The organism is Exiguobacterium sp. HSB13, assembly GCF_056764755.1.
Window position 1 is genome coordinate 1,757,736 of sequence record NZ_JBUZOM010000001.1, and the last position, 25,619, is coordinate 1,783,354.

A 25,619-nucleotide genomic window follows, 5' to 3' on the forward strand; every position below is an offset into this window, starting at 1 on the left:
CGCCTGGCAGACGAAAAACCGTCCGAGCAACTGCTCGAACGGTTTTTGATCATTAGTCGATCGGAAGTGCTGTTTTATTCTTTTTCGCTGCGTTGACTTGCTCATCCGCGTGGTACGACGAACGAACGAGTGGACCTGCCTCACAGTGCGAGAACCCTTTGCTGAGGGCAATCTGCTTCAGTTCAGCAAACTCTTGTGGTGTATAGTATTTGATGACGTCGAGGTGTTTTTTCGTCGGTTGGAGATACTGACCGATCGTCATGATATCGACGTTATTTGCACGGAGATCATCCATCGTTTCAAGAATCTCTTCCCATGTCTCACCAAGACCAAGCATCAAGCTCGACTTCGTTGGAATTTCAGGTGCGAGTTCCTTCGAACGACGAAGGAATTCAAGCGTCCGGTCGTAAGTGGCTTTCGCACGAACGGTCGGTGTCAGACGGCGGACCGTCTCGATGTTGTGGTTCATGATGTCTGGCTGTGCATCAATCAGCGTTTTTAATGCTTCGAAGTTCCCGCCCATATCTGAAGGCAAGACTTCGATTGATGTCTCTGGATTCATCCGACGGACTTCACGAACCGTCTCCGCATAAACGCCTGCTCCGAAATCATTCAGATCGTCACGAGCAACCGCTGTGATGACCGCGTGCTTCAGGTTCATCAAACGAACGGATTCCGCGACACGTTTTGGTTCTTCGAGATCGAGTTCGTTTGGACGTCCTGTCGTCACGGCGCAAAAACGGCACGCACGTGTACAGATACTTCCGAGAATCATGAACGTCGCCGTCCGGCGTACCGCCCAACACTCGTGGATATTTGGACACTTTGCTTCCTCACAGACAGTATGTAGCTTTTTCTCGCGCATCATACTTTTTAATTCTGTGTAGGTTTCATTCGTATTCAGCTTGATTTTCAACCATTCCGGTTTACGTTGGATTTCTCCGCGTCCCATGGTTTCGCTTCCCCCTTCATCCCCAAAAAGTCAATTAATGTCTGCTTTAGTATAACAAACAATCAGGGTTTGCGAACAGGCAATTCATTATATTCCGACTTCTCCGATAAGCGTTTGAACAACAAATCCCGTAACAATTCCGGCATGAAATATTCTTTTGGCATTTCTTTGATCGCCGGGAAGAGTGGACCGAATGTGAACATATCCGGCAAGACGACCGTATAGTTTCGCGTTGGCTCAAGCGGTTGATGTTCCGCCAAACTAGCATAATGCATCCGCCCCATCAACTTACCACGGAAACCGAGACCACGAACCTTTAGTTGTTCGAACTGATCTGTTTTGACTTCGTCGAGGAAAGTTTGGACTTCCACACCGGTCATCGTCACCTTACAGGGATTGATCGGGTGCGGGCAGAGTCGATGTAAATCAAAGGCAGAGACAGGACCTGGTGGAAGTGACCCAAGCAGAATGCCTGCCGGGACACAAGCGATATCCGCATCACACCAGTCGCGCATCGTCTCGACAAGCAATTGTGAGAATGGCGACTCGCTGAACCAGTCATTGGCTAGACCCGCTGTCTCGCCAATCGGCTCCTTCATCTGTTGTTCCGCGAGATATTGTTCCCGGTCGAGCAATTTTGCCGTCGCTTCATCCTCGGCGTAATCGTGCAAGGAGTGAAGGACCGCTTCCTTCTCACCCGTATCCGTATTCATGTAGATCTCACCTGCATATTGTCCATGTTTTCCCGCTTGCGTGATCAAGACACCGTTCTTGACGACACCGTCATCAAGGACATGGTGCGTATGCGCACCGATGATCAAATCAAGTTCCGGAAAACGCATCGCCAGTTCTTCGTCTTGATAGAAACCAAGGTGACTTAAGCAAATCAAGACGTCGACTTCTTGACGCAACCGCTCGATTTCACGCGCTGCGACGTCAAACGGTTCTTCGATCGTCCAACCAAGTAAACCGTATAGTTCAATATACGGTGCCGTCAGACCAAAGACGCCGACTTTGCCGGTCGGTAATTCGTGAATGACCCCTTGTTTGGCAAACGGTGCTTCTAAATTCGAGACGAGGACCGGAAAGTCCGCTTCCGTGTAGAGATTCGCTAACCAGTCATGTGGAAACGTAATGCCTTCATTGTTCCCGATCGTCACGGCGGTTGGCATCAACGCATTCAGTAGATGCGTATTGATCTTTCCTTTTGTTGCTTCCGTCGCTGGATCCACACGGTCAGCATGATCGCCGAGATCAAAAACGAGCGAATCGTACGTCCGATGTTCCTTGACGAAGGACATGTAGCGAGGCCACATATCGAAGTGTGAGTGCAAATCATTATAGTGAATGATGTGTAACTTCATGCAGAAGCCCCCCTTGATGATTTAGAACAAAGAGATTTGTCGCGGCGCGAGTTCATAGTCGAGATCGAGAATTTCGATTAATCGTTTCGCATTCGGGGCAGCATCTCCTGCTGAGTTGTTATTAAAAAAGACATAGACATCTTTTGCTTCCGCTGCAACGTCGCGTACATGACTTGCAAGTTCTTGTAGCTCGTCTTCCGAATACCGATAGAGACAGCGGACTTTTCGCCAGTCTTCACTGCTTTGACCGGGTTTCTTTAACCAACCGGCTTTATTTCGTCCATGGAGGCGGATGAATGCCGTCTCCTGCGTCACGACCGGTACGAATGGTACGGAACCATCTTCCGTCTGCGGTTCGTCACAAATCGTATGAATGAACTGATGTTCCTTCAAAAAACGGAGCGTTCGCTCACGATAAGCTTCCGAATACCACGAGGGATTTCGGAACTCGATCGCGACCGGCAGTCCGGCAAGTGATTTTCGGATCGTTTGCAAATATTCCAAGTGCATTTTGCTGACATCGAACCAGGGCGGCAACTGCACGAGGATCGCCGCAATCTTTCCACTCTTTCGCATCGGTTCGATCGACGCGATATATTGTTCAAAAATCGGTCCGAGCGGATCTTTATTCTCCCGGTCGTGCCCACTCATCGCCCGGTGAACCTTGACGATGAAGCGAAACCCGTCCGGCGTCTCGGATGTCCATTTCTCATAGTTTCGTTCCGGTTGAATCGCATAGAATGTCGAGTCGACCTCGACCGCTGGAAAATGACCGGCATAGGCAGCCAGTTTCTCTTTACGATCTTGCGGGGTCAAGTAGAGACTATCATGATCCCCCCAGCCCGTGACACCGATATATATCATGCTCTCTTCCCCCTCGTGTGTTCTATTCTACCTATTCATCATAGCATAGCAGAATCCGGGATTTCTTCTTCGATGCTTCCTAAGCAAACACTCTTTTTTAAGAAAAAAGACATCCCTCTCCTCCCTACTCATGCAGGAAGGAAAAGGATGTCTAGTCACCGTTCTCATCATGAAGCAGTAGACTGTGCCTCGACGATTTTCGGAGCAGGAGCTCTTCGTTTTGGAACTGGAACGATATAGTTTCCGTACGGTAATAGACTGATCACATAAGAGACAGAAATCGAAGCCGCAAGCGTGACGATCATCGCACAAATGAACATACTCGCAGAGTCGAAGTAAGCGAAGAGATCCGTTCGACCGATTCCGCGAATGACGAGCGGATGAATCAGGTAAATCCCCATCGAATGCGTTCCGATCGTCTGGAAGATGCGCATCGCTGTCGCATCCGTCTGGACACGGCGGAAGACGTAGTTCAAGACAACGAGGACGAACGGGATGTACACAAGGTTCGAAATGTTCGTCGACGTGTACGTCCGTTCTAGGTCGATGCTGACCCAAATATCAAGGATGATCAATCCACTGATCAGTAACAAGATGGTCCGATGACGCTTTAGAATCTGTTGAATCTCTTCATAATAGACGGCATATGTAATCCCCATCATGAAATAGGCAATCCAATTGAGTAAGAAAGATCGGCTATTGACGAGTCGATCCAGAAACTCGATGTCTGTCGTTAAGCTTCCTGAAGTCAGCCAGAAGTAGTTGACGCCCATCGCCGCCACTGTCGCGACAAGCAGCAATGTTCCTTTCTTAAGTCGTGCAAGTACCGGAAATACAACATAAAACTGAAGTACCGTCAAAATGAAGTACAGATGGAAGTTTGCTGTTCCATAAAGGAAGTAATCCGATAGCGGCATACCTGGTTTTAAACTATCTTCTACATGATAACGATACACGAGGTAGATCGTGCTCCAAATCAGGTAAGGAATAAAGATTTTAGAGAAACGTGACTTGACGAATGTTCCGAAATCGAATCCTTTGCGCTGGACCATCGACATCAACAGAAACGCACTGATGATGGCAAAGATCGGCGTACCAATCCGAGAAAATTGATCGATGTAACCAATCGCTTCATTTTCGAATTCCCCTTTCGAATGATACAAACCGGCGATGACATGGACAGCGACGACCATGATTGCCGCAATCGATCGAATGACAGGAATTTCTTGATAAAATTTCATTTTTTCACACCTTAATCATGTTTATATATTTTTTCACAAAAGTTATTATAATCTATTTTCGTCCAAATTAAATGATAATATCCAAATTTTATCGGATGTAACGAAAAAGAATCCCTTTTGAAATAAGAGACTCTTTTTGTAAAGACTAGATTTTTTCGTAAGATAATGCGATACATCCGGAAGCAAAGACGCGTGTTTCGACTAACCGTAGCGTCTGTGGTTGATTGAACACCGGAAACATCCGTTTTCCACTACCGAGTAGAACGGGGTAGATCACAACATGATAGCAATCGACGAGTCCAAGCTCAATTGCTTCAGAAGCAAGCGTCGCCCCACCGATCGCAATCTGTTTTCCAGACAATGCTTTTAATGCTTGAAGTTCCTCGGCAAGCGACGTAGTCGCTAGACGCGCCTTTCCTGTGACGGAATCAAGCGTCCGCGAGAAGACGACCTTCTCAAGCGCCTGCCACGTTTTTGCATACTCAACGATAATCGGCTCGTCTTCCTGATCCGCTGTCTCCCAGTATTGCATCATCTCGTACAAACGACGTCCGTAGACATGGGTATCAAACGCTTTCTCGTAGTCATTGAAATATTGATGTAATTCTGCGTCCGGTGAAGCGAAATCGATACTGCCTGACGCATCCTCGATATAACCGTCGAGTGAGACTTGAAAGGAATAGACGATGTCACGCATAGTAACCCCTCCTTTTTCACTCTTTACCCGAATAACCATTTCATGAAAAAAACTCCCCCATCCGTAGATGAGAGAGTAAGACGAATTATCCGATTGAACCTTCCATCTCGAACTTGATGAGACGGTTCATTTCGACCGCATATTCCATTGGAAGTTCTTTTGTGAATGGCTCGATGAAGCCCATGACGATCATTTCCGTTGCTTCCTCTTGTGAGATCCCGCGGCTCATGAGGTAGAACAATTGCTCTTCCGAGACCTTCGAGACTTTCGCTTCGTGCTCGAGCGAAATGTTATCGTTGAGGATTTCGTTGTACGGAATCGTATCCGACGTCGATTGGTTATCCATGATGAGCGTATCACATTCGATGTTCGAACGTGCACCTGTCGCTTTACGTCCGAAGTGAACGATACCGCGATACGTGACTTTACCACCATGTTTTGAGATCGACTTCGAGACGATCGTCGACGACGTGTTTGGTGCTAAGTGAATCATCTTCGCACCCGCATCTTGGTGTTGCCCTTTACCAGCGATTGCGATTGACAATGTCATACCACGTGAACCTTCACCTTTGAGGATGACGGCTGGGTATTTCATCGTCAGTTTCGAACCGATGTTACCATCGACCCATTCCATCGTTGCGCCAGCTTCACAGATCGCACGCTTCGTAACGAGGTTGTAGACGTTGTTCGCCCAGTTTTGGATCGTCGTGTAACGGCAGTAAGCGTTTTTGTTGATGAAAATCTCAACGACCGCTGAGTGAAGCGAGTTCGTTGTGTAGACCGGTGCTGTACATCCTTCGACGTAGTGAACCGATGCTTCGTCATCAACGATGATCAACGTCCGCTCGAATTGACCCATGTTTTCCGAGTTGATCCGGAAGTAGGCTTGAAGCGGCGTGTCGACTTTAACACCTTTTGGTACGTAGATGAACGATCCACCTGACCAGACCGCTGTGTTCAAAGCTGCGAACTTGTTGTCTGTTGGCGGGATTAATTTTCCGAAGTACTCACGGAAGATATCTTCGTTCTCTTTTAACGCTGTATCTGTATCTTTGAAGACGACACCGATTTCTTCGAGGTCTTCTTTCATGTTGTGGTAGACAACCTCTGACTCGTACTGAGCCGAGACACCTGCCAAGTATTTTTGCTCTGCTTCTGGGATACCGAGTTTGTCAAACGTACGTTTGATTTCTTCTGGTACTTCATCCCATGATTTCTCTGCACGTTCAGACGGTTTGACGTAGTACGTGATGTCGTCGAAGTTCAATTCTGAGAGATCGCCACCCCACGCTGGCATCGCTTGTTCGTTGAAGATCTTAAGTGATTTCAAACGGAAATCAAGCATCCATTGTGGTTCTTCCTTCATTTTCGAGATCGTTTCGACGACTTCAGTCGTCAAGCCACGTCCAGAACGGAAGATCGAGATATCGCGATCGTGGAAACCATATTTATAATCGCCAATTTCCGGCATGTTCTTTGCCATGTTCATTTCCTCCTCTTACTTGCTTGTGACCGAAGTTTACTTCCCTTCTTCTACGCCGCGTTCGAGCGCCTTCCAGGCAAGTGTCGCACATTTGATCCGTGCCGGGAATTTCGTGACACCCGAGAGTGCCTCGACGTCCCCGAGGTCGAACGATTCGTCGTCATAGTCTTTTCCTTGGACCATGTCCGAAAAGATATCCGCGAGTCGTAAGGCTTCTTCGATAGTCTTACCTTTGACGAGTTGCGTCATCATTGAAGCAGACGCCATGCTGATCGAGCAGCCCTCCCCGTCAAATTTCGCATCACGGACGACATCGTCTTCAATCGCGAGCTGGAGACGAATCGTATCGCCGCACGTCGGATTGTTCATGTCGATCGTGACGCCCCCCTCGATCGCACCGCGATTTCGGGGAGTTTTATAGTGATCCATGATCACTTGACGATACAAGTGATCGAGATTGTTAAAATCCATGACTGAAATACTCCTTCGTTTGGCGAAGTCCTGTCACGAGTGCGTCAACCTCTTCTTTCGTGTTGTAGAGATAGAAGCTAGCGCGAGCCGTCGAGCTCGCTCCCAGCCAACGCATCAAGGGCTGTGCACAGTGATGACCGGCGCGAACCGCGATTCCCTGCATATCAAGGACGGTTGCGACGTCATGTGCATGGACATCACCGAGATTGAACGTGACGAGTCCAACGCGTTCTTCCGGACCGTAAATCGTGAGTCCGTCGATGTCACGCATTTGTGCCATCGCGTACTGCGCGAGTTCACGTTCGTGTGCTTCGACGTTCTCTAAACCAATCTCTTCTAAGAAATCAATCGCTGCCGATAAACCAACGGCACCTGCGATGATCGGTGTACCCGCTTCGAAACGATATGGAGACGGTTTGAACGTCGACTCTTCAAGACCAACGTAATCAATCATCTCTCCACCGAATTCGACCGGTTCCATCGCATTGAGTAATGCCTTTTTCCCGTAAAGGACACCAACGCCTGTCGGACCACACATCTTGTGTGCGGAGAAAGCGAGGAAGTCACAGTCGAGATCCGTGACATTAATCCGTTGGTGCGGCGCACTTTGCGCTGCATCAACGACCATGACGGCACCACGAGCGTGTGCAAGACGAGCGACTTCTTTGATCGGATTGATTGTACCAAGAACGTTCGAGACATGTGCCATCGCGACGATCTTCGTCCGGTCGGACAGTTGTGCTTCGACTGCTTCGACCGTCACGCGACCATCCGCTGTCAAATCAACGTATTTCAACTTCGCTTTTTTGCGTTTAGCGACTTGTTGCCACGGAATGAGATTCGCATGGTGTTCGAGGTACGTGACGACGATCTCGTCGCCTTCTTCGACATGCTCCATGCCGTAGCTAGACGCGACGATGTTGATCGCCGTCGTCGTGCCGCGGGTAAAGATAATTTCTTCATGGTGTTGCGCCTGGATGAAACGACGAACGTTCTCACGCGCACCTTCGTACGCATCCGTCGCTCGTGTTCCGAGCGTATGGACGCCACGGTGCACATTCGAATGAATCGTCTTATAGTAGTCGTCAATCGCGTTGATGACGACGAGCGGCTTCTGTGACGAGGCCGCACTATCGAGATAGACGAGTTTCCGGTCGTTGACCTGTTGGTCGAGGATCGGAAACTGATTGCGGATGGATGCATCGATTCCCATATTAGTTTACTTTCCCTTCGATGACTTGAACGAGACGTTCTTTCACCGAGTCAATCGCAAGTTCCGAGACGACTGGCTGGAGGAATCCGTGAACGACGAGGCGTTCTGCTTCCTTCCGTGAAAGGCCACGGCTCATCAAGTAGTAGAGTTGTAGTTCATCGACACGACCGACAGATGCCGCGTGTCCTGCCATGACGTCATCCTCATCGATCAAGAGGATCGGGTTCGCATCACCACGTGCCTTTTCAGACAACATGAGGACACGTTCCGTTTGAACGCCGTTTGATTTCGAAGCGCCGTGATGGATCATCGACGTTCCGTTGAAGATAGATGTTGCTGAATCTTTTTGGACACCGTGGATCAAGATGAAACCTTCTGATCCTTTACCGAAGTGATCCGTCCGGACGTTGAAGTTTTGTTTTTGCTCTCCACGACCGACCGTAACGGCTTTCGTATCTGAGAACGAATCGTTTCCGACGAGGTGTGTTTTTGTTTCTGTAACCGTGTGACCGTCATTCATGTGACCGAGTGCCCATTCGAGCTTCGCGCCTTGTTTGACGACACCACGACGGTTCATATATGTGATGGCACCTTTAGATAACGTATCGACACCACCGAAGAGGACTTTTGCGTTGTCTTCAACGAAGACTTCTGTGACGACGTTGACGTTATGCGCTTCGTCACCGTAAGAAACGAAGTTTTCGATATACGTTAATTCGCTGTCGGCGTCTGCGACGATGATCGCGTGATGGTAAAGCGCTGCGCCTGATTGCTCAAGCGTGTAGATCGCTTGCATCGGTACAGAAAGCTTAACGCCTTTTGGTACATAAAGGAACGTACCACCGTTACGAAGTGCCGCGTTTAATGCCGCAAGACGATCTTCGTTAACTTGAACACCTTCCGTCATGAAGTACTTCTCGACGAGTTCCGGGTGTTGTTTTAATGCGTCTTCGAGCGTCGTGAAGATGACGCCGTTCGCCGCTTCACTGTTTTGCGCGTGGACGAGTTGTCCGTTACGCGTGACGAGCATGTGATCACGGTTTTCGCCAATCAATGCTTCGATATCTGAAGAAAGACCAGTGACGGTTTCGAGTTCCGTCGTACCTTCTGTGAAGTTCCAGCCTTCGATCTTGATTTTTTCTACTTTTGGCAATGCGAGCGTTGGGGCAAGATCAAGCGCGTCTTGACGCTTTGCGACCATCCAAGATGGTTCCCCTAAGCGAGTCGCACGTTCTGCCACTGCCTCGCGATTTACTGCAAGATTCAGTTCTACAGTCATCATGCTTCCTCCCTCGTCTTACGCTTTTGTTTCGATTTCGACGTCTTCGATGCCGAGTTCTTTTTTAACCCAGTCATAACCTTCTGCTTCGAGACGGTGTGCGAGTTCTTTACCACCAGACATGACGATTTTTCCGCCCATCATGATGTGGATGAAGTCTGGCTCGATATAGTTCAAGAGACGTTGGTAGTGCGTGATGATCAAGCAGCCGAATTCAGGTGAACGCATTTCGTTGACACCTTTTGCGACGACTTTCAGTGCATCGATATCAAGACCTGAATCGATTTCATCAAGAATCGCGATCGCTGGTTTAAGCATCATCATCTGAAGAATTTCGTTACGTTTCTTTTCTCCACCTGAGAAACCTTCGTTGAGGTAACGGTGTGCCATTTCTGAAGGCATCTCGAGAAGACCCATTTGTGAATCGAGCTCACGGATGAACTTCATGAGTGAGATTTCATCGCCTTCTTCACGACGCGAATTGATCGCTGAACGAAGGAAGTCTGAGTTCGTGACACCACTGATTTCGCTTGGGTACTGCATTGCGAGGAACATTCCCGCTTGTGCGCGCTCATCGACTTCCATGTCGAGGACGTCTTCGCCGTCGAGTGTGACTGAACCAGATGTCACTTCGTACGATGGGTGCCCCATCAATGCTGATGCGAGTGTTGATTTACCTGTCCCGTTTGGTCCCATGACCGCGTGGATTTCCCCGCCTTTGATTTCCAAGTTGACGCCTTTCAAGATTTCCTTGCCGTCGATCGCGACGTGTAGATCTTCAATCTTCAAGTGTGAAGCCTTCATGTTAGAATCCCTCCATCTATTCATTTCGTGACTGACGATTCAGAACACGAGCGTTACTAATTTAGTATCATTCTAATCTTAAAGAAACATCGCGTATTATTCAAGCGTCATCGCTCGCTGATTTTTCTCAAAATCATGCGTTTTGTTGAGAATCATTCGAAAGTTTCACCGGTTCCTCCAGTTCATCGATCGTCGAAGCCCGATGAATCCGTTGTGACAGTAAGAGCAGTGGTATTCCGAATAATGTCAAGCCCGCTAATATCCCGAAAATCGGTAACGGACGGTCCGCTCCATATAAACTTAACAAATGTCCTCCGGCGATCGGACCGATTGATTGTCCGATCGACGTCAAGCCCATCGCCCCGAAGTAACTGCCCCGTAATTCTGGCTTCGCGAACCGATCGGTTAAGATATCAGTCATCGTGAACATCATGACTTCCCCGCACGTGAAGATGAACATCGCGACGATCATCAACCAGATCGCGTTCGCATTTCCCATGATGAACAATCCGATCGCAACAGTCGCAATCCCGGTCGTGATCGAGACGAGTGGTGACGTCTTGACACCAAACTTCATGATTGGATACTGGACGATCAAGACGGTGATTGCATTGATCGTGATTAAGATCGCATAGAGTGTCTTCCCGCCTTCAAGGAGTGACGTTTCCGTCAAGAACTGTGGCAAGGTCGAGTTGAACTGGCTGTAGCCAAAGACCCCGAAGATGATGCCGGCAAGTGCCAGCGTAAAGGCGATATCCGTCCGCAACAGACGAACCGTTGCTCCGAATGACACCTTTTTCCCACCATGCGTCTCGGTGATTGGATAGCGTTTGAATAAGATACCGATCATCACCCCGTACACGATATAGACGAACGCCGTGATGTAAAACGTCGCGGACGTGTTCCCTGCACTCAGCAGCAAGGCGATTCCCGGTCCGATCGCTGCTGCGATGTTGATCATCGCGTAACGGATATTGAAGACGAACAATCGGTTCGCTTCGTCCGTCGTATCACTGATCAGGGCACGGGCGGACGGTTCAAAAATCGAGCGACAGACCCCGTTCAAGGCACGGAGCGTAAAGAATGCCCAGAATGTCTCGACTTGTGCCAGCGCGATGAAGACGACCGCGAACCCAATCGTTCCGGCAAGCATCATCGTCCGCCGTCCATAACGGTCTGACAAAGTACCACCGATGAAGCTCATGACGAGACTGGCGATCGCCGAAATACTGAGCACCCAGCCGACATCGACCGGATCAAACTTCAGGACGGTCGTCATGTAGATGGCGAAGAACGGCATCGTGATGAACGTTCCGAGACGCGAGAAAAACGTCCCGAACAAGACCCCGAGTGTCAACGGATGCAGTTGACGTATGCGTTGCATATGATTCCCCCTAACCCCTGTTTCAGACAAATGAAAAGCATCCTTCCATTATATAGGAAGGATGCCGGTTTCGGTGAACTTATTTGCTGACTGGAACGACCGCACCTTTGTACTTGTCGAGGATCCAATCTTGGTTTTTCTTCTCGTGCAGAACGTCAAGAAGTGCTGTGACACGCTTGTCTTTCTCATCACCGTCACGTGTGACGATGATGTTGACGTATGGTGAAGACTCATCTTCTGATGCAATTGCGTCTTTCAATGGGTTCAGACCGTTATCGATCGCATAGTTCGTGTTGATAAGGACCGCGTCGCCTTCATTGTTTTTGTAAGCTTGCGGAAGAAGTGATGCTTCGATGTTCGTTTTGAACTTGAGTTTCTTCGGGTTCTCTGCGATATCACCGAGTTGTGCATCTGTCGTTTTACCGTCTTTAAGCTTGATCAATCCTTCATTTTGAAGGAACGTCAAGACACGACCGCGTTCCGCGACGTTTGAGCTCGTTAAGATCGTTGCACCGTTTGGTAACTTATCGAGTGACTTGTATTTCTTCGAGTAAATCCCGAGTGGTTCAACGTGGACGCCACCTGCGTTCGCGAACTTATATGATTTGTTTTCTTTCTCTTGTTGCTCAAGATACGGTACGTGCTGGAAGTAGTTCGCATCGATTTCTTTTGAAGCGAGTGCTTTGTTCGGAAGTACGTAATCTTGGAACTTCTGGATTTCAAGCTTATAACCTTTTGCTTCGTATTCTTTTTTGACGTGCTCAAGAATCTCAGCGTGCGGTACGTTTGATGCACCAACGACGAGTGTTTTGTCGTCGCTACCTGATCCTGATGATTTTTCACCACATGCAGCAAGGCTGATTGCTAAAACAGATACAGCGGCAGTACCTACGAATTTTTTCCAAACTTTCATGAATGATTCCTCCAATATGAATAAGATTTGAATTAACGTTTATCGATTGCACGGATCAGCAAGTCACCAATGATTTGGATGACGAAGACGATCGCTAAGATTAAGAGTGTCGCAATGACGATGACATCGTTTTGAGAACGCTGGAATCCTTCGATGAAGGCCATGTCCCCAAGTCCACCTCCGCCGACTACTCCGGCCATTGCCGTATAACCGACAAGTGAGACGAGTGTGACCGTGATTCCCGAAACGATGGCAGGCAACGCTTCCGGGATTAAGACTTTATAGATGATCTGGAACTTCGTCGCACCCATCGATTCAGCTGCCTCGATGACACCTTTATCGACTTCGCGTAACGCGAGTTCAACCATCCGACCGTAGAACGGTGCAGCACCGAAGATCAGTGCTGGTAGTGCTGCCGTTGGTCCGAGGAACGAACCGACGATTGCTGTCGTGAATGGAATCAATAAGATCAGTAAGATGATGAACGGAATCGAACGGAAAACGTTGACGACCAAGCTCAAGATTGAATAAAACGCCCGATTCTTGAATAATAACTCTTCGTTTGTTGCATACAATAATAGACCAATGATCAAACCGAGAACGAATGTCGAAACCCCAGCGATTGCCGTCATATAGACGGTACTGCCTGTCGCTTCCCACACCATGTCCCAGTCTAGGTTGTCAAAGAATGAAATCATCGGTGATCCACCTCCACTTCAACATCACTGGCTTGAAGCTTCGTGATGACCGCTTGTGTTGCTTCTGTTTCCCCAATCAACTGAATGAACAGTGTACCGAGTGCCCCTTCCTGTGATTGACCGACGTTTCCGCCGATGATGTTGAACAGGACCGGCGAATCCTTCATGACTTCCGCGAGGATCGGGCTTTCCGCCGTCGATCCGACGAACGTCAACTGAACGATCTTTCCGGTTGGGTACCGTTCGCGTAGTTTCGCGAACGTCAACTCGTTTTCAGACGGCGACGTCAATTGTTTGACGAACTCCTTCGTCATCGCTTGCTTCGGATGACGGAAGACTTCTGCGACCGGTCCTTGCTCGACGATTTTACCGGCTTCCATGACGGCGACCCGGTGACAGATTTTTTGAATGACGTGCATCTCGTGTGTGATCAAGACGATCGTCAGTTTCAGTTTTTCATTGATGTCGACGAGTAACTCAAGGATTGAATCCGTCGTCTTCGGATCGAGTGCACTGGTTGCCTCGTCACATAAGAGAACGTCCGGGTTCGATGCCAGTGCCCGAGCGATACCGACACGTTGTTTTTGACCACCCGATAATTGTGACGGATAGGCTTTTTCGCGTCCGTCCAAACCAACGAGTTGGATCAGTTCCGCTACCCGTTCCTTGCGGTGTGCTTTCGGGAAGCCACCGAGCTCGAGTGGGAACATGATGTTCTCTTCAACCGTCCGTGACCAAAGTAAGTTGAAGTGCTGGAAAACCATCGAGACATTCTTGCGGACGCCTCGTAATTCTTTTGGTTTGAGTGATGTCATTTCGACACCATCGATTTGGATCGAACCACTCGTTGGTGCCTCGAGCATATTCAGCAATCGGATCAAGGTCGATTTCCCTGCTCCGGAATAACCGATTATTCCAAAAATTTCACCGCGCTCGATTGTCAAATCAACATTCGCAACGGCTTCGACCGCTCCGCGCTTTGAGCGATAAATCTTTCCTACGTCTTGTAAACGAATCACAACTGTCCCTCCTAAATAAAAAAGTGCGCGCGTTTTAGAGCAAACGCGCGCACTTTTCAGTACACAAAACCATTTGCTCTCATCTCCCAGACTTTTGTCTGCTGGAATTAGCACCACTTCGGATTAGATCCGCGGTTGCCGGGTTTCATCGGGCCAGTCCCTCCACCACTCTCGATAAGAGTTTCGGTATTAAGTTTGTAGAATATATTCTGAATATTAGCAGGGGTTATTTTTGTTGTCAAACAGTTTTTTCAGAAACTTTTTCGAGGAACGTGAAAGCACGTGTTAAGTCTTCTTTCAAATCTTCCGCATCCTCAAGTCCAACTGAAATCCGGACGAGACCGTCCGTGATACCGAGTTCTGCCCGACGTTCTGCTGGGATCGACGCGTGCGTCATCCGTGCCGGAACCGAAATCAGACTCTCAACGGCACCAAGACTCTCAGCAAGTGTGAAGAAATGTGTCGCCTCGACAAGTTTTTCTGCGTTCGCTGCTGAACCGACATCAAAGCTGATCATCCCACCAAATCCAGTCGCTTGTTTCGCTTGGATGTCGTGACCAGGATGCGATGCAAGTCCTGGGTAGAAGATGTTCGAGACAATGTCTTGCGCTTGTAAGAACGCGACGAGATCATGTGCTGTCTCTTCGATTGCATCCATCCGGATACCGAGCGTACGAAGACCACGGACGAGCAAGAAGCTGTCTTGCGGTCCAAGCACGCCGCCTGTCGAGTTTTGGATGAAGTGCAACTCTTCGCCGAGCTCATCATCTTTAACGACGACAAGTCCAGCGACGACGTCCGAATGTCCGCCGATGTATTTCGTCGCACTGTGCAAGACGATGTCTGCACCGAGTGCGAGTGGTTGTTGATGATAAGGTGTCGCGAACGTGTTGTCGACGACAAGTTTAAGATCGTGACGTTTGGCGATCGTTGCGATTGCTTCAATGTCCGTTACTTTCAACAACGGGTTCGTCGGTGTTTCGACGTAGACGATCTTCGTGTTGTCTTGGATCGCTGCTTCCGTTGCCGCAAGGTCCGTCGTATCGACGAATGTCACTTGGATATTGAACTTCGGTAAGACGCGTTGCATCAAGCGGAACGTACCACCGTAGACGTCATCTGTCATGACGATGTGGTCGCCAGACTCAAGCAAGTGGAAGACGGCATGGATTGCTGCCATCCCAGAACCGAAGGCAAAACCACGTGCGCCGCCTTCAAGATCTGCAATCAATCGTTCGATGCTCGTCCGTGTCGGGTTCGCTGTCCGTGAGTATTCATATCCGTCCTTGAGTTGACCGATTTTATCCTGCTTGTATGTGCTTGTTTGATAGATTGGTGGTGTGACGGCTCCTGTTGCCCGGTCGACACCTGTTCCTCCATGAATCAATGCTGTCTTCTTACGCATGAGTTTCGTCCACCTTTTCAAAGATTTGTTGGCTTAAATAGCGTTCGGCACTGTCTGCGAAGACGGTGACGATCGTACTGCCGGGGTGACGCTTTGCGATATCAAGCGCAGCAACGAGCGCTGCACCTGCTGAACTACCAACGAGTAATCCTTCACGAGCGGCAAGTGTATGGACCGCATTAAACGCATCGCGGTCAGAAATCGTATGAATCTCGTCAACGAGCTCACGTGGCACGAGACTTGGCCATTTTGCTGTTCCAATGCCTTCTGTCTTATGCGGACCGGCTGGACCACCATTTAAGACGGAGCCTTCCGGTTCGACGATCGCTGCTTTTGTACCGAGACGTTGTTTTAAGAAGTCCGCTGTTCCGGCGAACGTACCACCTGAACCACAACCGGCAACGAACCAGTCGATGTGCGACAAGTCCGCAATCAGCTCAGGACCGAGTGTCCGCTGATACGTGACTGGATTCTCTTCGTTTTCGAATTGTAACGGAACGTAACTGTTCGGAATTTCCTGACCGAGTTCTTTAGCCCGGTCGATAGCCCCTTGCATATCGAGTTCAGTCGGCGTGTTGACGACGGTTGCGCCGAGTGCCCGCATCAACGTCTGTTTTTCTTGACTGAATTTTTCCGGAACGACACAGATGACTTGAAGATCATATTTTTTAGCGGCGAGCGCCAAGCCGATGCCGGTATTCCCGGCTGTCGGCTCGATGATCGTACCGCCTGGTGTCACATGTCCGTTTTCGATTGCTGCATCAACGAGTTGAATGCCAAGGCGGTCTTTGACGCTGCCCCCAGGGTTCATCCATTCGAGCTTCGCCAAAATGCGCGTACCAGCAGGCAAATCGAATGAAGTGATCTCGTAGAGTGGTGTGTTTCCGACGAGGTCGCGGACGTTGTTCGCGATCATCCGAAGACGATGTCCCATTCATCACGACCGGCAAGCATTTTCTCGGCATAGTGCTTCGCTCCTTTGAGGTCATGTGCGCTCGCAAATCCACATTGGACTTCGTTTTGCGCTGGAATCTCTTCTGCTGCAAGGACGTCATTCAATGTCTTCTCAACGAGTTCGCTCATTTTTTCGACCGAGTCGAAATTCATCATCGCCATGTAGAAACCTGTTTGGCATCCCATCGGCGAGACATCGATGACATCATCCGAGTAGTTGCGGATGTTTTCAGCAAGTAAGTGCTCGAGTGTGTGCATCGCACGCATCGGCATTTGTTCAACGTTTGGTTGCGTGAAACGGATATCGTATTTGACGACTTGGTCGACTTTACCTTCTTTATAACCCGCGACGCGGATATAAGGTGCTTTGACTTTCGTATGATCCAGGTTAAAGCTTTCGACGTTCATTTTTTGAAGTGCCATGATTTATTCCCCCATTTTCTTGGCTTCTACGAGCCAGACGAAGTGATTGTATTGTGTGAAGTTAACAGTGAATCCCCGTGCTGTAAACAATTCTTCCATGACTGGAATCAACGGATAAAACTCGCGTTCGAGATCGTCTGCTAATGCATCAAACCCTTGAGCACGTGCTTCGCGGATCGTTTGCAGGCGTGCCTCTTCTGAGACGAACATCGTATCCGCATAGACGATTTTTCCGTCTGCCGGTAAATGTGACGCCATCAGCTCGATTGCTTCTCCCTTTTCCTCATCCGTTAGATGATGAAACGCATACGTCGAAACGAAACTGCTTACTTCGTTCGCTTCGAACGAGAGGAAGTGACCGTCTTGCACAGCAAGCGTTGGAATCTTTTCCGTCAGGATTGCCCGCATCTCCGGACTTGGTTCGACGGCGAGTACGGCGTCGTGACGTGCCAGAAGACGTTGTGTCAGGTTCCCTGTGCCTGCTCCGAATTCAATGACCGGCGACTGCGCTTTATCCGCTACTGTATCCAAAATCTCATCGTATCGACGAAAGACCTCTTTATACTCTGGATCATGTCCAGTTACTGTCTCGTCATACGTCGATGCCCATTCTGTGAAAACATCCATAAAACGTACTGTCATGCCTTGTCGTCCTCCATCTCACCAGTTAATTCCGAGTAATCGGATATGAATTAAAGTAATTTTCCTTATTCGCATTGTAGCAAGGAGATGCTATCCTGGCAAGCGACCGGCTCGAAAAACTTCCAGAAAACAAAAAAAAGGCGTTGCCGGCGAACCGACAACACGAATAATGTGGTTAGAAATGCTACGAAGGAAAACCCAGCTCCATTCGGAATTGTTCGCTCTTCCGCGTGGAGGACGGCGCCTGTTCGACATGATCGCCAGCTTACGTTCACTTCCTGATCGGTCCTTTCGATCCACCACCCGTTCATTGCACCGCTTCGTCTTTGGGGGACGACTTAAGGGGAAACAATACACCGGCTTAGGATGGGAGAAAGGGTTCAGGACTTGAATCGTATTGAACGGTCATCTCTGCTAGACTTCCTATAATGCATTTCTAGAAGTTGTTATGAATATACCATTCATATTTCTGCGTTGTCAACGGATTATTGTAAATATTCCGACAATTTAACAAAAAGAAAAATCCAGTCGGACTTTTCTTACCGTTCTTGACAAAAAGCAAAGACATTTTGGACAGACTGGAAGGCATAAAGTCGCTCTACGACTTGATTTTCTTCAATTCGCAGCAACGCAGGAACACTCATGACGCGGGCTTCTTCTAAGAAATCCGGAATGAAATTCCCGTTCGCCTTCTGAATCGATTGACCTGATTCCGTCGCTTCGACGATATCTAGCATGCGCTCCGCGATGGCGCATGTCCCGCACATCGGTGCATAGACATACAATAGCCCGTTTTCTGGGACGGTCGTGACCTCTTGCATGGCGGTCGCTCCTTTCTTCGTGGTATCTGTCGTCAGTATACAAAAAAAAGAGAGCGGACGAAACGCAAGCGCCTCGTTCACTCTCTTTTCGTTAAGTATTACTCGTTGATCATCGATTTGTATGCTGCAGCATCCATCAATGCTTCGACTTGTGAAGCATCTTCGATTTCGATGTCGACCATCCAAGCACCTTCGAATGGTGACTCGTTAACGAGTTCTGGGGAATCCGAAAGGTTTTCGTTGATGGCAACGACTTTACCAGAAATCGGTGCATATAATTCCGAGACTGTCTTGACCGACTCGACTGAACCGAATGGCTCGTTTGCTGAGATTGTATCCCCGACTTCAGGCAATTCGACGAAGACGATATCCCCGAGTTCGTGTTGCGCGAAATCCGTGATTCCGATGCGCGCCTTGTTTCCTGATACTTCGACCCATTCATGTTCTTCCGAATAGCGTAAGTTGTCTTTTACTTGACTCATTTCCGATTCCCCCTGTGGACTAATTTGGACTAACGTGTTCAGTATACCAAAATCGACTCTGAACTTAATACCATTTTCCTTGATACATTTCTTCCTTGAAGCCGATCGTGACGTCTTTCCCGTCTGTGACGATCGGACGCTTCAGCAACATGCCGTCACTTGCGAGCAACTTGTATTGCTCGTCTTCCGATAACCCTGGCAGTTTGTCCTTAATCCCTTGTGAACGATACGATTGACCGCTCGTGTTGAAGAATTTCTTCAACGGCTCTCCACTCTTTTGATGAAGTTCTTGGATCGTCGTTGCAGATGGCGTTTCCTCGACGATATGCTTGTAGTCCACTTCGACACCGTGCTGTTCGAGTGCTTTTTTCGCTTTGACGCACGTACTACATTTCGGATAGCCGTACATCGTGACTGTTTTTGTCATGTTCCTCACCTCACCTTCAAGAGTAGCAGATGGATCACTTCTGCTTCAAGCGTGCGAGCGCCCCGTCAATCTGATCTTGGTGATGGGCGTCATGGGCAACGAACGACTCGACGAATGTAAGTGGTCGGAAATCCTCATAGGTTGCTTCAAACTGCTCGTCAGACAGACGATCAAGGTGATTGACGATGTCACGCCGGACACTGATCGCTTTTTTCAACAAAGCAAGCGGATCGATATGATGCGCATATTCGACCGCCAGTCGATTGAACTGATCAAAATCCGTCTCGACGAGTGTCAACGGTTCGTCCGGTAATTTCGAAATGGCATGATCGTAATAAAACCGGTCCCATAAATACAGATGACTGACGCACTCAAGGACGGTCCACTTGTTAAGGGCGAGAGGCAGATCCCACTCTTCCGGCGTCAAACGTTCAAGGGATTGATAGTAGGCAATCGCAAATTGCAGTTCAACCAATTCTTGGCGCATCTCGTTTTCCTCCTCCAACCAAAAACTTCGCCTTTACAGAGATTTTCCCTGCAAAGGCGAAGCGGTAAACCTGACTTAGACCGTATATTTGTTTGACTCGATGAGACGTTTTGCAATATCGCGTTTCGTACCGATGACGTTGATTGGCTGATAACGACTGAATTTTTTCAGCGCTGAGAGCAACATCCGGAGTTCGTCGCCGCTTGCTGCCGCGTAGAGTGTCTCTTTCGCGTCACGTTCGACAGCTTCGAATGCTTGTTGCGCGAAGACTTCCGTGTAACGGACTTTCAGTTCGCTCTTCTCGATCCCTTTGTCGGCAATCGCTTTGTCCGTCCGAACGATTGCTGACTCCAGCGCATAAATCGCACTCATGATGTCGGCTGTGTTCGCTAAGATTTCTTGCTCCCCTTGGAGTTTGTCCTGGTATTTCTGGACCGCTGTTCCGGCAGTCAACAAGAAGATTTTCTTCATCATCGCGAGTAAGTGGCGTTCGCGATCAAGTGGTGCCGTTCCGATTTCGGTCGGCATGAAGCTCATCACTTCTTGTTGCAGACGCTGTGCTTCCGCAAGCAACGGCAACTCGCCTTTCATCGCTTTCTTCAGCAATGTTCCTGGGACGAGGAGACGGTTGATCTCGTTCGTTCCTTCGAAGATTCGGTTGATCCGCGAATCACGGTACATGTTCTCGACTTCATATTCTGCCATGAAGCCATAGCCACCGTGAATTTGAACCGCTTCATCGATGACATAATCAAATGTTTCCGAAGCAAAGACTTTGTTCATCGAGCATTCAATCGCGTACTCCGCGATTGCATCGGCGATTTTCTTACCGTCCTTGCTCTCTTCTTCAGACAACTGATCGAGACTGTCTTGGAACAGACCACCCGTCCGGTAGACCGAACTCTCCATCGCATACGTCTGTGCTGCCATCGTCGCGAGTTTTTCTTGAATCAATGGGAACGAGCTGATTGGTGTCTTGAACTGTTTCCGTTCGTTCGAGTACTGGACTGCGAGATCGATCGCCCGTTTTGACGAACCGACAGCACCGACAGCTAATTTGTAACGACCGACGTTCAAGATGTTGAAGGCGATGACGTGACCGCGTCCGATCTCACCAAGGACGTTATCGACTGGTACTTCTGCATCTTGTAAGATCAACGTCCGTGTCGATGACCCTTTGATTCCCATCTTCTGCTCCTCGACGCCTGTCGAGACGCCTGGATACGATCCTTCGACGAGGAAGGCTGTGAACTTGTCACCGTCGATTTTTGCGTAGACGACGAACAAGCTTGCAAAACCAGCGTTTGTGATCCATTGTTTTTCACCGTTTAGGATGTAGTGCGTACCAGCTTCATTCAAGACAGCCGTCGTTTTAGCACCGAGAGCATCCGAACCAGAGCCTGGCTCTGTCAATGCGTACGAAGCAATCCATTCTCCTGAAGCGAGTTTCGGCAAGTATTTCTGCTTTTGCTCTTCGTTACCGAAGAAGACGATCGGCAATGAACCGATTCCGACGTGTGCGCCGTAGCTGAGGGCGAATGAACGGCCACGTGCGAACTTCTCCGTGATGATTGAAGACGAAATCTTATCCATCTGATAGCCGCCGTATGCTTCCGGAACGTCTGCGCCGAGTAGACCAAGCTCGCCTGCTTCGCGGAGGAGACCGACCGACAATTCGAACTCATGTTTTTCGATCCGGTCTAGAACTGGAACGACACGATCTTCGACGAACTTCGCTGTCATGTCACCGACCATTTTGTGTTCTTCCGAGAAATCCTCTGGTGTGAAGAGACGTTCTGGTGCTAACTCATCTAATACGAAACTGCCACCTTTGATTAATTCGTTTGTCGTTTGGCTCATTGTCCTGTTCCTCCTTCAACTAGTTCGAATACACCTGCTGCGCCCATTCCGCCACCGATACACATCGAGACGACACCATACTGGACATTCCGGCGTTTCATTTCATGCAAGAGTGTCAATGTGAGTTTTGTTCCTGTACAACCGAGTGGATGACCGAGGGCGATCGCTCCACCGTTGACGTTGACGATGTCTTCGTTTAATCCAAGCTCACGGATGACACCGAGTGACTGCGAAGCGAACGCTTCGTTCAACTCAATCAGACCGACGTCCTCAAGCGTGATGCCTGCAAGGTCAAGTGCCTTCGGAATCGCGACGACTGGTCCGATTCCCATCACTTCTGGACGGACACCACCGACCGCAAACGATTTGAACTTACCGAGAATCGGTAATCCTCGGCGTTCTGCTTCTTCTCGTTCCATGACGAGGACGGCAGCGGCACCGTCTGACGTCTGCGAAGAGTTCCCTGCCGTAACGCTACCGCCAAGACGGAACGCTGGGCGAAGTTTCGCGAGACCTTCCGGTGACGAATCCGGACGAACGCCTTCATCGTGCTCGACGACGAATGTCTTCTCTTCGATTTTCAGTTCATCGTTGACGAATTGTTCCGTCACCGTTACCGGGACGATCTCTTCGACGAACTTACCGGCCGCGATTGCTGCTGCCGCTTTTTGGTGACTCTTCAAGGCAAAGGCATCTTGATCTTCCCGTGAGACATTATAGGTCGCAGCGACTTGCTCCGCTGTATGCCCCATGCTCATGTAGTACTCTGGTGCCGTGTCGACGATCGACGGATTAGGTCGGACGACGTGACCCGGCATCGGAACTTGACTCATCGATTCGAGTCCACCAGCAACGACCGCAGTTGCTTGCCCCGTCATGATCTTCATCGCTGCATCAGCGATCGATTGTAGTCCACTTGAGCAATACCGGTTGATCGTGATCGCCGGTACCTCATGTGATAATCCACCGAGGACTGAAGCGTAGCGGGCGATGTTCATCCCTTGCTCTGCTTCCGGTAAGGCACATCCGAGGATGACGTCATCAACCGCTCCCGTATAACCGGACCGTTTCAACGTTTCCTGGATGGCGATGCCTGCTAATTCATCCGAGCGCATCGACTTGAATGCGCCTTTTTTTGCTTTTCCGACCGGTGTCCGTGCACCGGCGACGATTACTGCTTCCTTCATCCGAATCCCCCCAGTCCTCAGTTACGAAGCGGCTTGCCTTTTACGAGCATGTGCTGCATCCGTTGTTGTGTCTTCAACTCACCGATCAGGCTCAAGAATGCTTCCCGTTCGATGTCGAGCATATACTGTTCATCGACATGGCTACCGAAGGCGACATTTCCGCCTGCGATGACGTGTGCCAGTTTACTTGCGATTTTTAAATCGTGTTCCGAGATATAACCACCGTAGAACATTTCGCGTGTTGCGAGTTCAAGCGTCGCTTTCCCCGCACGACCGACGACTGGAATCTTCGCTTTCGCTGGTGCCGTGTAACCAGTCCGGTCCAGTTCAAGGACAAGTTGTTTCGCATCATACGTCAAGTGATCCCGATTCATCGAGATCTGATCAACGGAGCGGACATATCCGAGTTCGCGTGCTTCAAAGGCTGATTTTGAGACTTTTGCCATCGCGACGTTTTCGAACGTCTTTTGCGCTGCTTTTTCGATATTAACGAGTCCGTCCGGTGTGTTCTCTAACAGTCGACGGTACGTGTTGACGTTTCCGCCTCCTCCTGGAATCAGACCGACACCGACTTCGACGAGACCCATGTACGTTTCAAGTCCCGCTTGCAGACGAGCTGCCGGTAGCGAGATCTCCGTACCGCCACCAAGCGTCATTCCTTGCGGTGCAGCGACGATTGGACGCGATGCATAGCGAATCTTTTGAATCGATTGTTGGAACTTGTTGATGATCCAGTCGAGTTCGAACCAGTTCTCATCTTCCGCTTCCATCAGCATCATCGCTAGGTTCGCACCGACACAGAAGTTCTTGCCATCGTTCGCGATGACGAGACCACGGTGGTTTTTCTCAACGAGATCGACTGACTGTTCGATCATCTGCATGATGTCGACACCGATTGCATTGCTCTTCGATGTGAACTCGAGGACTGCGACATCGTCGCCGATATCAAGCAAGCGCGCTCCGTTGTTCTCTAGTAAAACACCGTTTGACTTCCGGACATCACGGAGGCGGATTTCCTTCGGATTGACCGTTGCTCCGACGTAGTCTTGTGTCGTTGCGTCATAATGACGACCCGACGCATCATAGAAACTCGTTTTTCCTGCTGCGAGCATCTCATCGACCCATGCCGGTACCGTGTAACCGTCTTGTTTCATTTTCGCGACCGTTTTCTCGACGCCGAGTGCGTCCCATGTCTCGAACGGTCCCATCTTCCAGCCGAAGCCCCATTTCATTGCTTCATCGATCGCTTTGATGTCGTCTGCGATCTCTCCCGTCAGCTGAGCCGAGTAGAGCAATGTTTTCGCATGGATCGGCCAGAGTAAAGCACCGACACGATCTTGCGCGAAGACGACGGCTTTCAGCTTGTTTTTTGCGCCCGGAAGTGCTTTGGCTTGTCCGATTGACGGTTCAGTAAGCGCTTTCTTTTCAACGTACTCAAATGTCTCGAGATCAAGTTCCAGGATCTGTTTTCCGACTTTCTTGTAGAACCCTTGACCCGTCTTCGCACCGAGTGATCCTTGTTCAACAAGGCGACGCATCTCAGCCGGAACCGCGAACGTCTCCTTCTCTTCGCCTTCAGGCAACAAGTCATAGACGTTGTTTGCGACATGGACGAATGTGTCGATGCCGACGACGTCAAGTGTCCGGAATGTCGCTGACCCTGGGCGACCAAGGAGTGGACCTGTGACCGAATCGACCTCCCCGATCGAATAGCCACCTTTTTTCATCTCATCCATCGTCACGAGGAGACCATATGTCCCGATTCGGTTACCGATGAAGTTCGGTGTGTCCTTCGCAATGACGACACCTTTCCCGAGTCGTTCCTCTGCGAATTGTTTCATAAAGTCGACGACACTCGGATCCGTGTCTGACGTTGGAATCAACTCAAGCAACTTCAGATAACGTGGTGGATTAAAGAAGTGTGTCCCGAGGAAACGACGGTTGAACGATTCCGAGCGTCCTTCACGCATCGCTTCGATCGAGATGCCCGATGTATTCGAGCTGACGATCGCGTCTTCCCGAATGAACGGTTCGATCGTTTTAAACAATTGCTGTTTAACATCGAGTCGTTCGACGACGACTTCAACGATCCAGTCCGCTTCCTTTAGACGCTCTAAATCGTCTTCTAAGTTTCCGACCTCGATGAAGTCAATCAATTTCTTCGACGCGAGTGGTGCTGGATTTTGTTTCAAGAGTTTTTCGCGATTATCGCGTGCGATGCGGGAACGGACGCGCGGATCACTCAGCGTCAAGCCCTGCTTCTCTTCTTGTGCCGTAAGTTCTTTTGGTACGATATCAAGCATCAATGTCCGTATGCCAGCATTCGCAAGATGTGCCGCGATGCCCGCACCCATCACCCCTGAACCGATGATGACGGCGAATTGGATGTGTTTCGTCAACTGGATTGTGGTCGGCTGACCGATTTGACTCGCCATGATATACCCCCTGAGTTTAAATTGAATGAACAACCATTCATTATACTGACAAAAAAAGAAGCCGAACGACTTTCGTGTGCTTCTTCTACATCTTCATCATAAATGAATAATGAT

Annotated in this window: 25 protein-coding genes and 1 riboswitch; all 25 genes read right to left on the minus strand. The window is 49.4% G+C overall.

The features are described from left to right. Window positions 1–52: 52 nt before the first annotated feature. Window positions 53–952, minus strand: a complete 900-nt coding sequence (lipA, locus tag ACZGCQ_RS09335; RefSeq protein WP_023469150.1) for a lipoyl synthase — start codon at window positions 950–952, stop codon at window positions 53–55. A gap of 62 nt (window positions 953–1,014) precedes the next feature. Beyond that, on the minus strand, window positions 1,015–2,316 hold the full coding sequence (locus ACZGCQ_RS09340; protein ID WP_481266085.1) for a bifunctional metallophosphatase/5'-nucleotidase: 1,302 nt from the start codon (window positions 2,314–2,316) through the stop codon (window positions 1,015–1,017). Window positions 2,317–2,337: 21 nt separating this feature from the next. Beyond that, window positions 2,338–3,180 (minus strand): DUF72 domain-containing protein, encoded by an 843-nt coding sequence (locus tag ACZGCQ_RS09345; protein WP_481266086.1) that lies wholly within the window; start codon window positions 3,178–3,180, stop codon window positions 2,338–2,340. Between the two features lie 167 nt (window positions 3,181–3,347). Next, complete coding sequence (locus ACZGCQ_RS09350) at window positions 3,348–4,421, minus strand: acyltransferase (RefSeq protein WP_223040725.1); 1,074 nt, start codon at window positions 4,419–4,421, stop codon at window positions 3,348–3,350. A 145-nt stretch (window positions 4,422–4,566) separates the two neighbouring features. After that, window positions 4,567–5,118, minus strand: a complete 552-nt coding sequence (locus ACZGCQ_RS09355) for a dihydrofolate reductase family protein (RefSeq protein WP_481266087.1) — start codon at window positions 5,116–5,118, stop codon at window positions 4,567–4,569. An 85-nt stretch (window positions 5,119–5,203) separates the two neighbouring features. Then, a complete protein-coding gene (gene sufB / locus ACZGCQ_RS09360) occupies window positions 5,204–6,601 on the minus strand; it encodes a Fe-S cluster assembly protein SufB (protein ID WP_023469154.1) in 1,398 nt (465 codons plus the stop codon). 36 nt (window positions 6,602–6,637) lie between these two features. Further along, the gene (gene sufU / locus ACZGCQ_RS09365) at window positions 6,638–7,072 is read right to left on the minus strand and encodes a Fe-S cluster assembly sulfur transfer protein SufU (RefSeq protein ID WP_023469155.1); all 435 of its coding nucleotides are present in this window, start codon (window positions 7,070–7,072) and stop codon (window positions 6,638–6,640) included. Beyond that, a complete protein-coding gene (locus ACZGCQ_RS09370) occupies window positions 7,062–8,285 on the minus strand; it encodes a cysteine desulfurase (protein ID WP_035396382.1) in 1,224 nt (407 codons plus the stop codon). The genes sufU and ACZGCQ_RS09370 overlap by 11 nt, the downstream gene beginning before the upstream one ends. 1 nt (window position 8,286) lies before the next feature. Further along, window positions 8,287–9,564, minus strand: a complete 1,278-nt coding sequence (gene sufD, locus ACZGCQ_RS09375) for a Fe-S cluster assembly protein SufD (RefSeq protein ID WP_047393415.1) — start codon at window positions 9,562–9,564, stop codon at window positions 8,287–8,289. Window positions 9,565–9,582: 18 nt separating this feature from the next. Then, on the minus strand, window positions 9,583–10,368 hold the full coding sequence (gene sufC / locus ACZGCQ_RS09380; RefSeq protein ID WP_023469158.1) for a Fe-S cluster assembly ATPase SufC: 786 nt from the start codon (window positions 10,366–10,368) through the stop codon (window positions 9,583–9,585). A 133-nt stretch (window positions 10,369–10,501) separates the two neighbouring features. Continuing rightward, the gene (locus tag ACZGCQ_RS09385) at window positions 10,502–11,752 is read right to left on the minus strand and encodes an MDR family MFS transporter (protein ID WP_481266088.1); all 1,251 of its coding nucleotides are present in this window, start codon (window positions 11,750–11,752) and stop codon (window positions 10,502–10,504) included. Window positions 11,753–11,831: 79 nt separating this feature from the next. Continuing rightward, window positions 11,832–12,665 (minus strand): MetQ/NlpA family ABC transporter substrate-binding protein, encoded by an 834-nt coding sequence (locus ACZGCQ_RS09390; protein WP_481266089.1) that lies wholly within the window; start codon window positions 12,663–12,665, stop codon window positions 11,832–11,834. 32 nt (window positions 12,666–12,697) lie between these two features. Then, window positions 12,698–13,363: a methionine ABC transporter permease gene (locus ACZGCQ_RS09395; protein ID WP_029342432.1), complete on the minus strand. Its 666-nt coding sequence runs from the start codon at window positions 13,361–13,363 to the stop codon at window positions 12,698–12,700. Then, complete coding sequence (locus ACZGCQ_RS09400) at window positions 13,360–14,382, minus strand: methionine ABC transporter ATP-binding protein (protein ID WP_023469162.1); 1,023 nt, start codon at window positions 14,380–14,382, stop codon at window positions 13,360–13,362. The genes ACZGCQ_RS09395 and ACZGCQ_RS09400 overlap by 4 nt, the downstream gene beginning before the upstream one ends. 76 nt (window positions 14,383–14,458) lie before the next feature. Beyond that, window positions 14,459–14,563, minus strand: a riboswitch (SAM riboswitch). Between the two features lie 57 nt (window positions 14,564–14,620). Further along, window positions 14,621–15,787: a bifunctional cystathionine gamma-lyase/homocysteine desulfhydrase gene (locus tag ACZGCQ_RS09405; RefSeq protein WP_481266090.1), complete on the minus strand. Its 1,167-nt coding sequence runs from the start codon at window positions 15,785–15,787 to the stop codon at window positions 14,621–14,623. After that, on the minus strand, window positions 15,780–16,703 hold the full coding sequence (locus ACZGCQ_RS09410; protein ID WP_481266091.1) for a PLP-dependent cysteine synthase family protein: 924 nt from the start codon (window positions 16,701–16,703) through the stop codon (window positions 15,780–15,782). Before ACZGCQ_RS09410 ends, ACZGCQ_RS09405 begins: the two co-directional genes overlap by 8 nt. Then, the gene (locus ACZGCQ_RS09415; protein ID WP_029342435.1) at window positions 16,700–17,164 is read right to left on the minus strand and encodes an S-ribosylhomocysteine lyase; all 465 of its coding nucleotides are present in this window, start codon (window positions 17,162–17,164) and stop codon (window positions 16,700–16,702) included. Before ACZGCQ_RS09415 ends, ACZGCQ_RS09410 begins: the two co-directional genes overlap by 4 nt. Before the next feature lie 3 nt (window positions 17,165–17,167). Further along, window positions 17,168–17,806, minus strand: a complete 639-nt coding sequence (locus ACZGCQ_RS09420; protein WP_481266092.1) for a class I SAM-dependent methyltransferase — start codon at window positions 17,804–17,806, stop codon at window positions 17,168–17,170. Between the two features lie 539 nt (window positions 17,807–18,345). Next, complete coding sequence (locus ACZGCQ_RS09425) at window positions 18,346–18,627, minus strand: thioredoxin family protein (protein WP_023469167.1); 282 nt, start codon at window positions 18,625–18,627, stop codon at window positions 18,346–18,348. Window positions 18,628–18,725: 98 nt separating this feature from the next. After that, window positions 18,726–19,109 carry a glycine cleavage system protein GcvH gene (gene gcvH, locus ACZGCQ_RS09430; protein ID WP_029342437.1) on the minus strand — a complete coding sequence of 128 codons (384 nt, stop codon included), beginning with the start codon at window positions 19,107–19,109 and terminating at the stop codon, window positions 18,726–18,728. Between the two features lie 64 nt (window positions 19,110–19,173). After that, window positions 19,174–19,536 (minus strand): arsenate reductase family protein, encoded by a 363-nt coding sequence (locus tag ACZGCQ_RS09435; protein ID WP_087681305.1) that lies wholly within the window; start codon window positions 19,534–19,536, stop codon window positions 19,174–19,176. Between the two features lie 34 nt (window positions 19,537–19,570). Continuing rightward, window positions 19,571–20,023, minus strand: coding sequence for a DinB family protein (locus ACZGCQ_RS09440; RefSeq protein WP_047393402.1), 453 nt, complete (start codon window positions 20,021–20,023; stop codon window positions 19,571–19,573). A 75-nt stretch (window positions 20,024–20,098) separates the two neighbouring features. Beyond that, window positions 20,099–21,883, minus strand: coding sequence for an acyl-CoA dehydrogenase family protein (locus ACZGCQ_RS09445; RefSeq protein WP_035396370.1), 1,785 nt, complete (start codon window positions 21,881–21,883; stop codon window positions 20,099–20,101). After that, window positions 21,880–23,070 (minus strand): acetyl-CoA C-acetyltransferase, encoded by a 1,191-nt coding sequence (locus tag ACZGCQ_RS09450; protein ID WP_481266093.1) that lies wholly within the window; start codon window positions 23,068–23,070, stop codon window positions 21,880–21,882. The genes ACZGCQ_RS09445 and ACZGCQ_RS09450 overlap by 4 nt, the downstream gene beginning before the upstream one ends. Before the next feature lie 17 nt (window positions 23,071–23,087). After that, a complete protein-coding gene (locus ACZGCQ_RS09455) occupies window positions 23,088–25,505 on the minus strand; it encodes a 3-hydroxyacyl-CoA dehydrogenase/enoyl-CoA hydratase family protein (protein WP_481266094.1) in 2,418 nt (805 codons plus the stop codon). Between the last annotated feature and the right edge of the window lie 114 nt (window positions 25,506–25,619).

Coding starts and splice junctions, on each gene's coding strand:
- lipA (WP_023469150.1), bottom strand. CDS start 952: ATGGGACGCGGAGAAATCCAACGTAAACCGGAATGGTTGAAAATCAAG.
- ACZGCQ_RS09340 (WP_481266085.1), bottom strand. CDS start 2,316: ATGAAGTTACACATCATTCACTATAATGATTTGCACTCACACTTCGAT.
- ACZGCQ_RS09345 (WP_481266086.1), bottom strand. CDS start 3,180: ATGATATATATCGGTGTCACGGGCTGGGGGGATCATGATAGTCTCTAC.
- ACZGCQ_RS09350 (WP_223040725.1), bottom strand. CDS start 4,421: ATGAAATTTTATCAAGAAATTCCTGTCATTCGATCGATTGCGGCAATC.
- ACZGCQ_RS09355 (WP_481266087.1), bottom strand. CDS start 5,118: ATGCGTGACATCGTCTATTCCTTTCAAGTCTCACTCGACGGTTATATC.
- sufB (WP_023469154.1), bottom strand. CDS start 6,601: ATGGCAAAGAACATGCCGGAAATTGGCGATTATAAATATGGTTTCCAC.
- sufU (WP_023469155.1), bottom strand. CDS start 7,072: ATGGATTTTAACAATCTCGATCACTTGTATCGTCAAGTGATCATGGAT.
- ACZGCQ_RS09370 (WP_035396382.1), bottom strand. CDS start 8,285: ATGGGAATCGATGCATCCATCCGCAATCAGTTTCCGATCCTCGACCAA.
- sufD (WP_047393415.1), bottom strand. CDS start 9,564: ATGACTGTAGAACTGAATCTTGCAGTAAATCGCGAGGCAGTGGCAGAA.
- sufC (WP_023469158.1), bottom strand. CDS start 10,368: ATGAAGGCTTCACACTTGAAGATTGAAGATCTACACGTCGCGATCGAC.
- ACZGCQ_RS09385 (WP_481266088.1), bottom strand. CDS start 11,752: ATGCAACGCATACGTCAACTGCATCCGTTGACACTCGGGGTCTTGTTC.
- ACZGCQ_RS09390 (WP_481266089.1), bottom strand. CDS start 12,665: ATGAAAGTTTGGAAAAAATTCGTAGGTACTGCCGCTGTATCTGTTTTA.
- ACZGCQ_RS09395 (WP_029342432.1), bottom strand. CDS start 13,363: ATGATTTCATTCTTTGACAACCTAGACTGGGACATGGTGTGGGAAGCG.
- ACZGCQ_RS09405 (WP_481266090.1), bottom strand. CDS start 15,787: ATGCGTAAGAAGACAGCATTGATTCATGGAGGAACAGGTGTCGACCGG.
- ACZGCQ_RS09410 (WP_481266091.1), bottom strand. CDS start 16,703: ATGATCGCGAACAACGTCCGCGACCTCGTCGGAAACACACCACTCTAC.
- ACZGCQ_RS09415 (WP_029342435.1), bottom strand. CDS start 17,164: ATGGCACTTCAAAAAATGAACGTCGAAAGCTTTAACCTGGATCATACG.
- ACZGCQ_RS09420 (WP_481266092.1), bottom strand. CDS start 17,806: ATGACAGTACGTTTTATGGATGTTTTCACAGAATGGGCATCGACGTAT.
- ACZGCQ_RS09425 (WP_023469167.1), bottom strand. CDS start 18,627: ATGCAAGAGGTCACGACCGTCCCAGAAAACGGGCTATTGTATGTCTAT.
- gcvH (WP_029342437.1), bottom strand. CDS start 19,109: ATGAGTCAAGTAAAAGACAACTTACGCTATTCGGAAGAACATGAATGG.
- ACZGCQ_RS09435 (WP_087681305.1), bottom strand. CDS start 19,536: ATGACAAAAACAGTCACGATGTACGGCTATCCGAAATGTAGTACGTGC.
- ACZGCQ_RS09440 (WP_047393402.1), bottom strand. CDS start 20,023: ATGCGCCAAGAATTGGTTGAACTGCAATTTGCGATTGCCTACTATCAA.
- ACZGCQ_RS09445 (WP_035396370.1), bottom strand. CDS start 21,883: ATGAGCCAAACGACAAACGAATTAATCAAAGGTGGCAGTTTCGTATTA.
- ACZGCQ_RS09450 (WP_481266093.1), bottom strand. CDS start 23,070: ATGAAGGAAGCAGTAATCGTCGCCGGTGCACGGACACCGGTCGGAAAA.
- ACZGCQ_RS09455 (WP_481266094.1), bottom strand. CDS start 25,505: ATGGCGAGTCAAATCGGTCAGCCGACCACAATCCAGTTGACGAAACAC.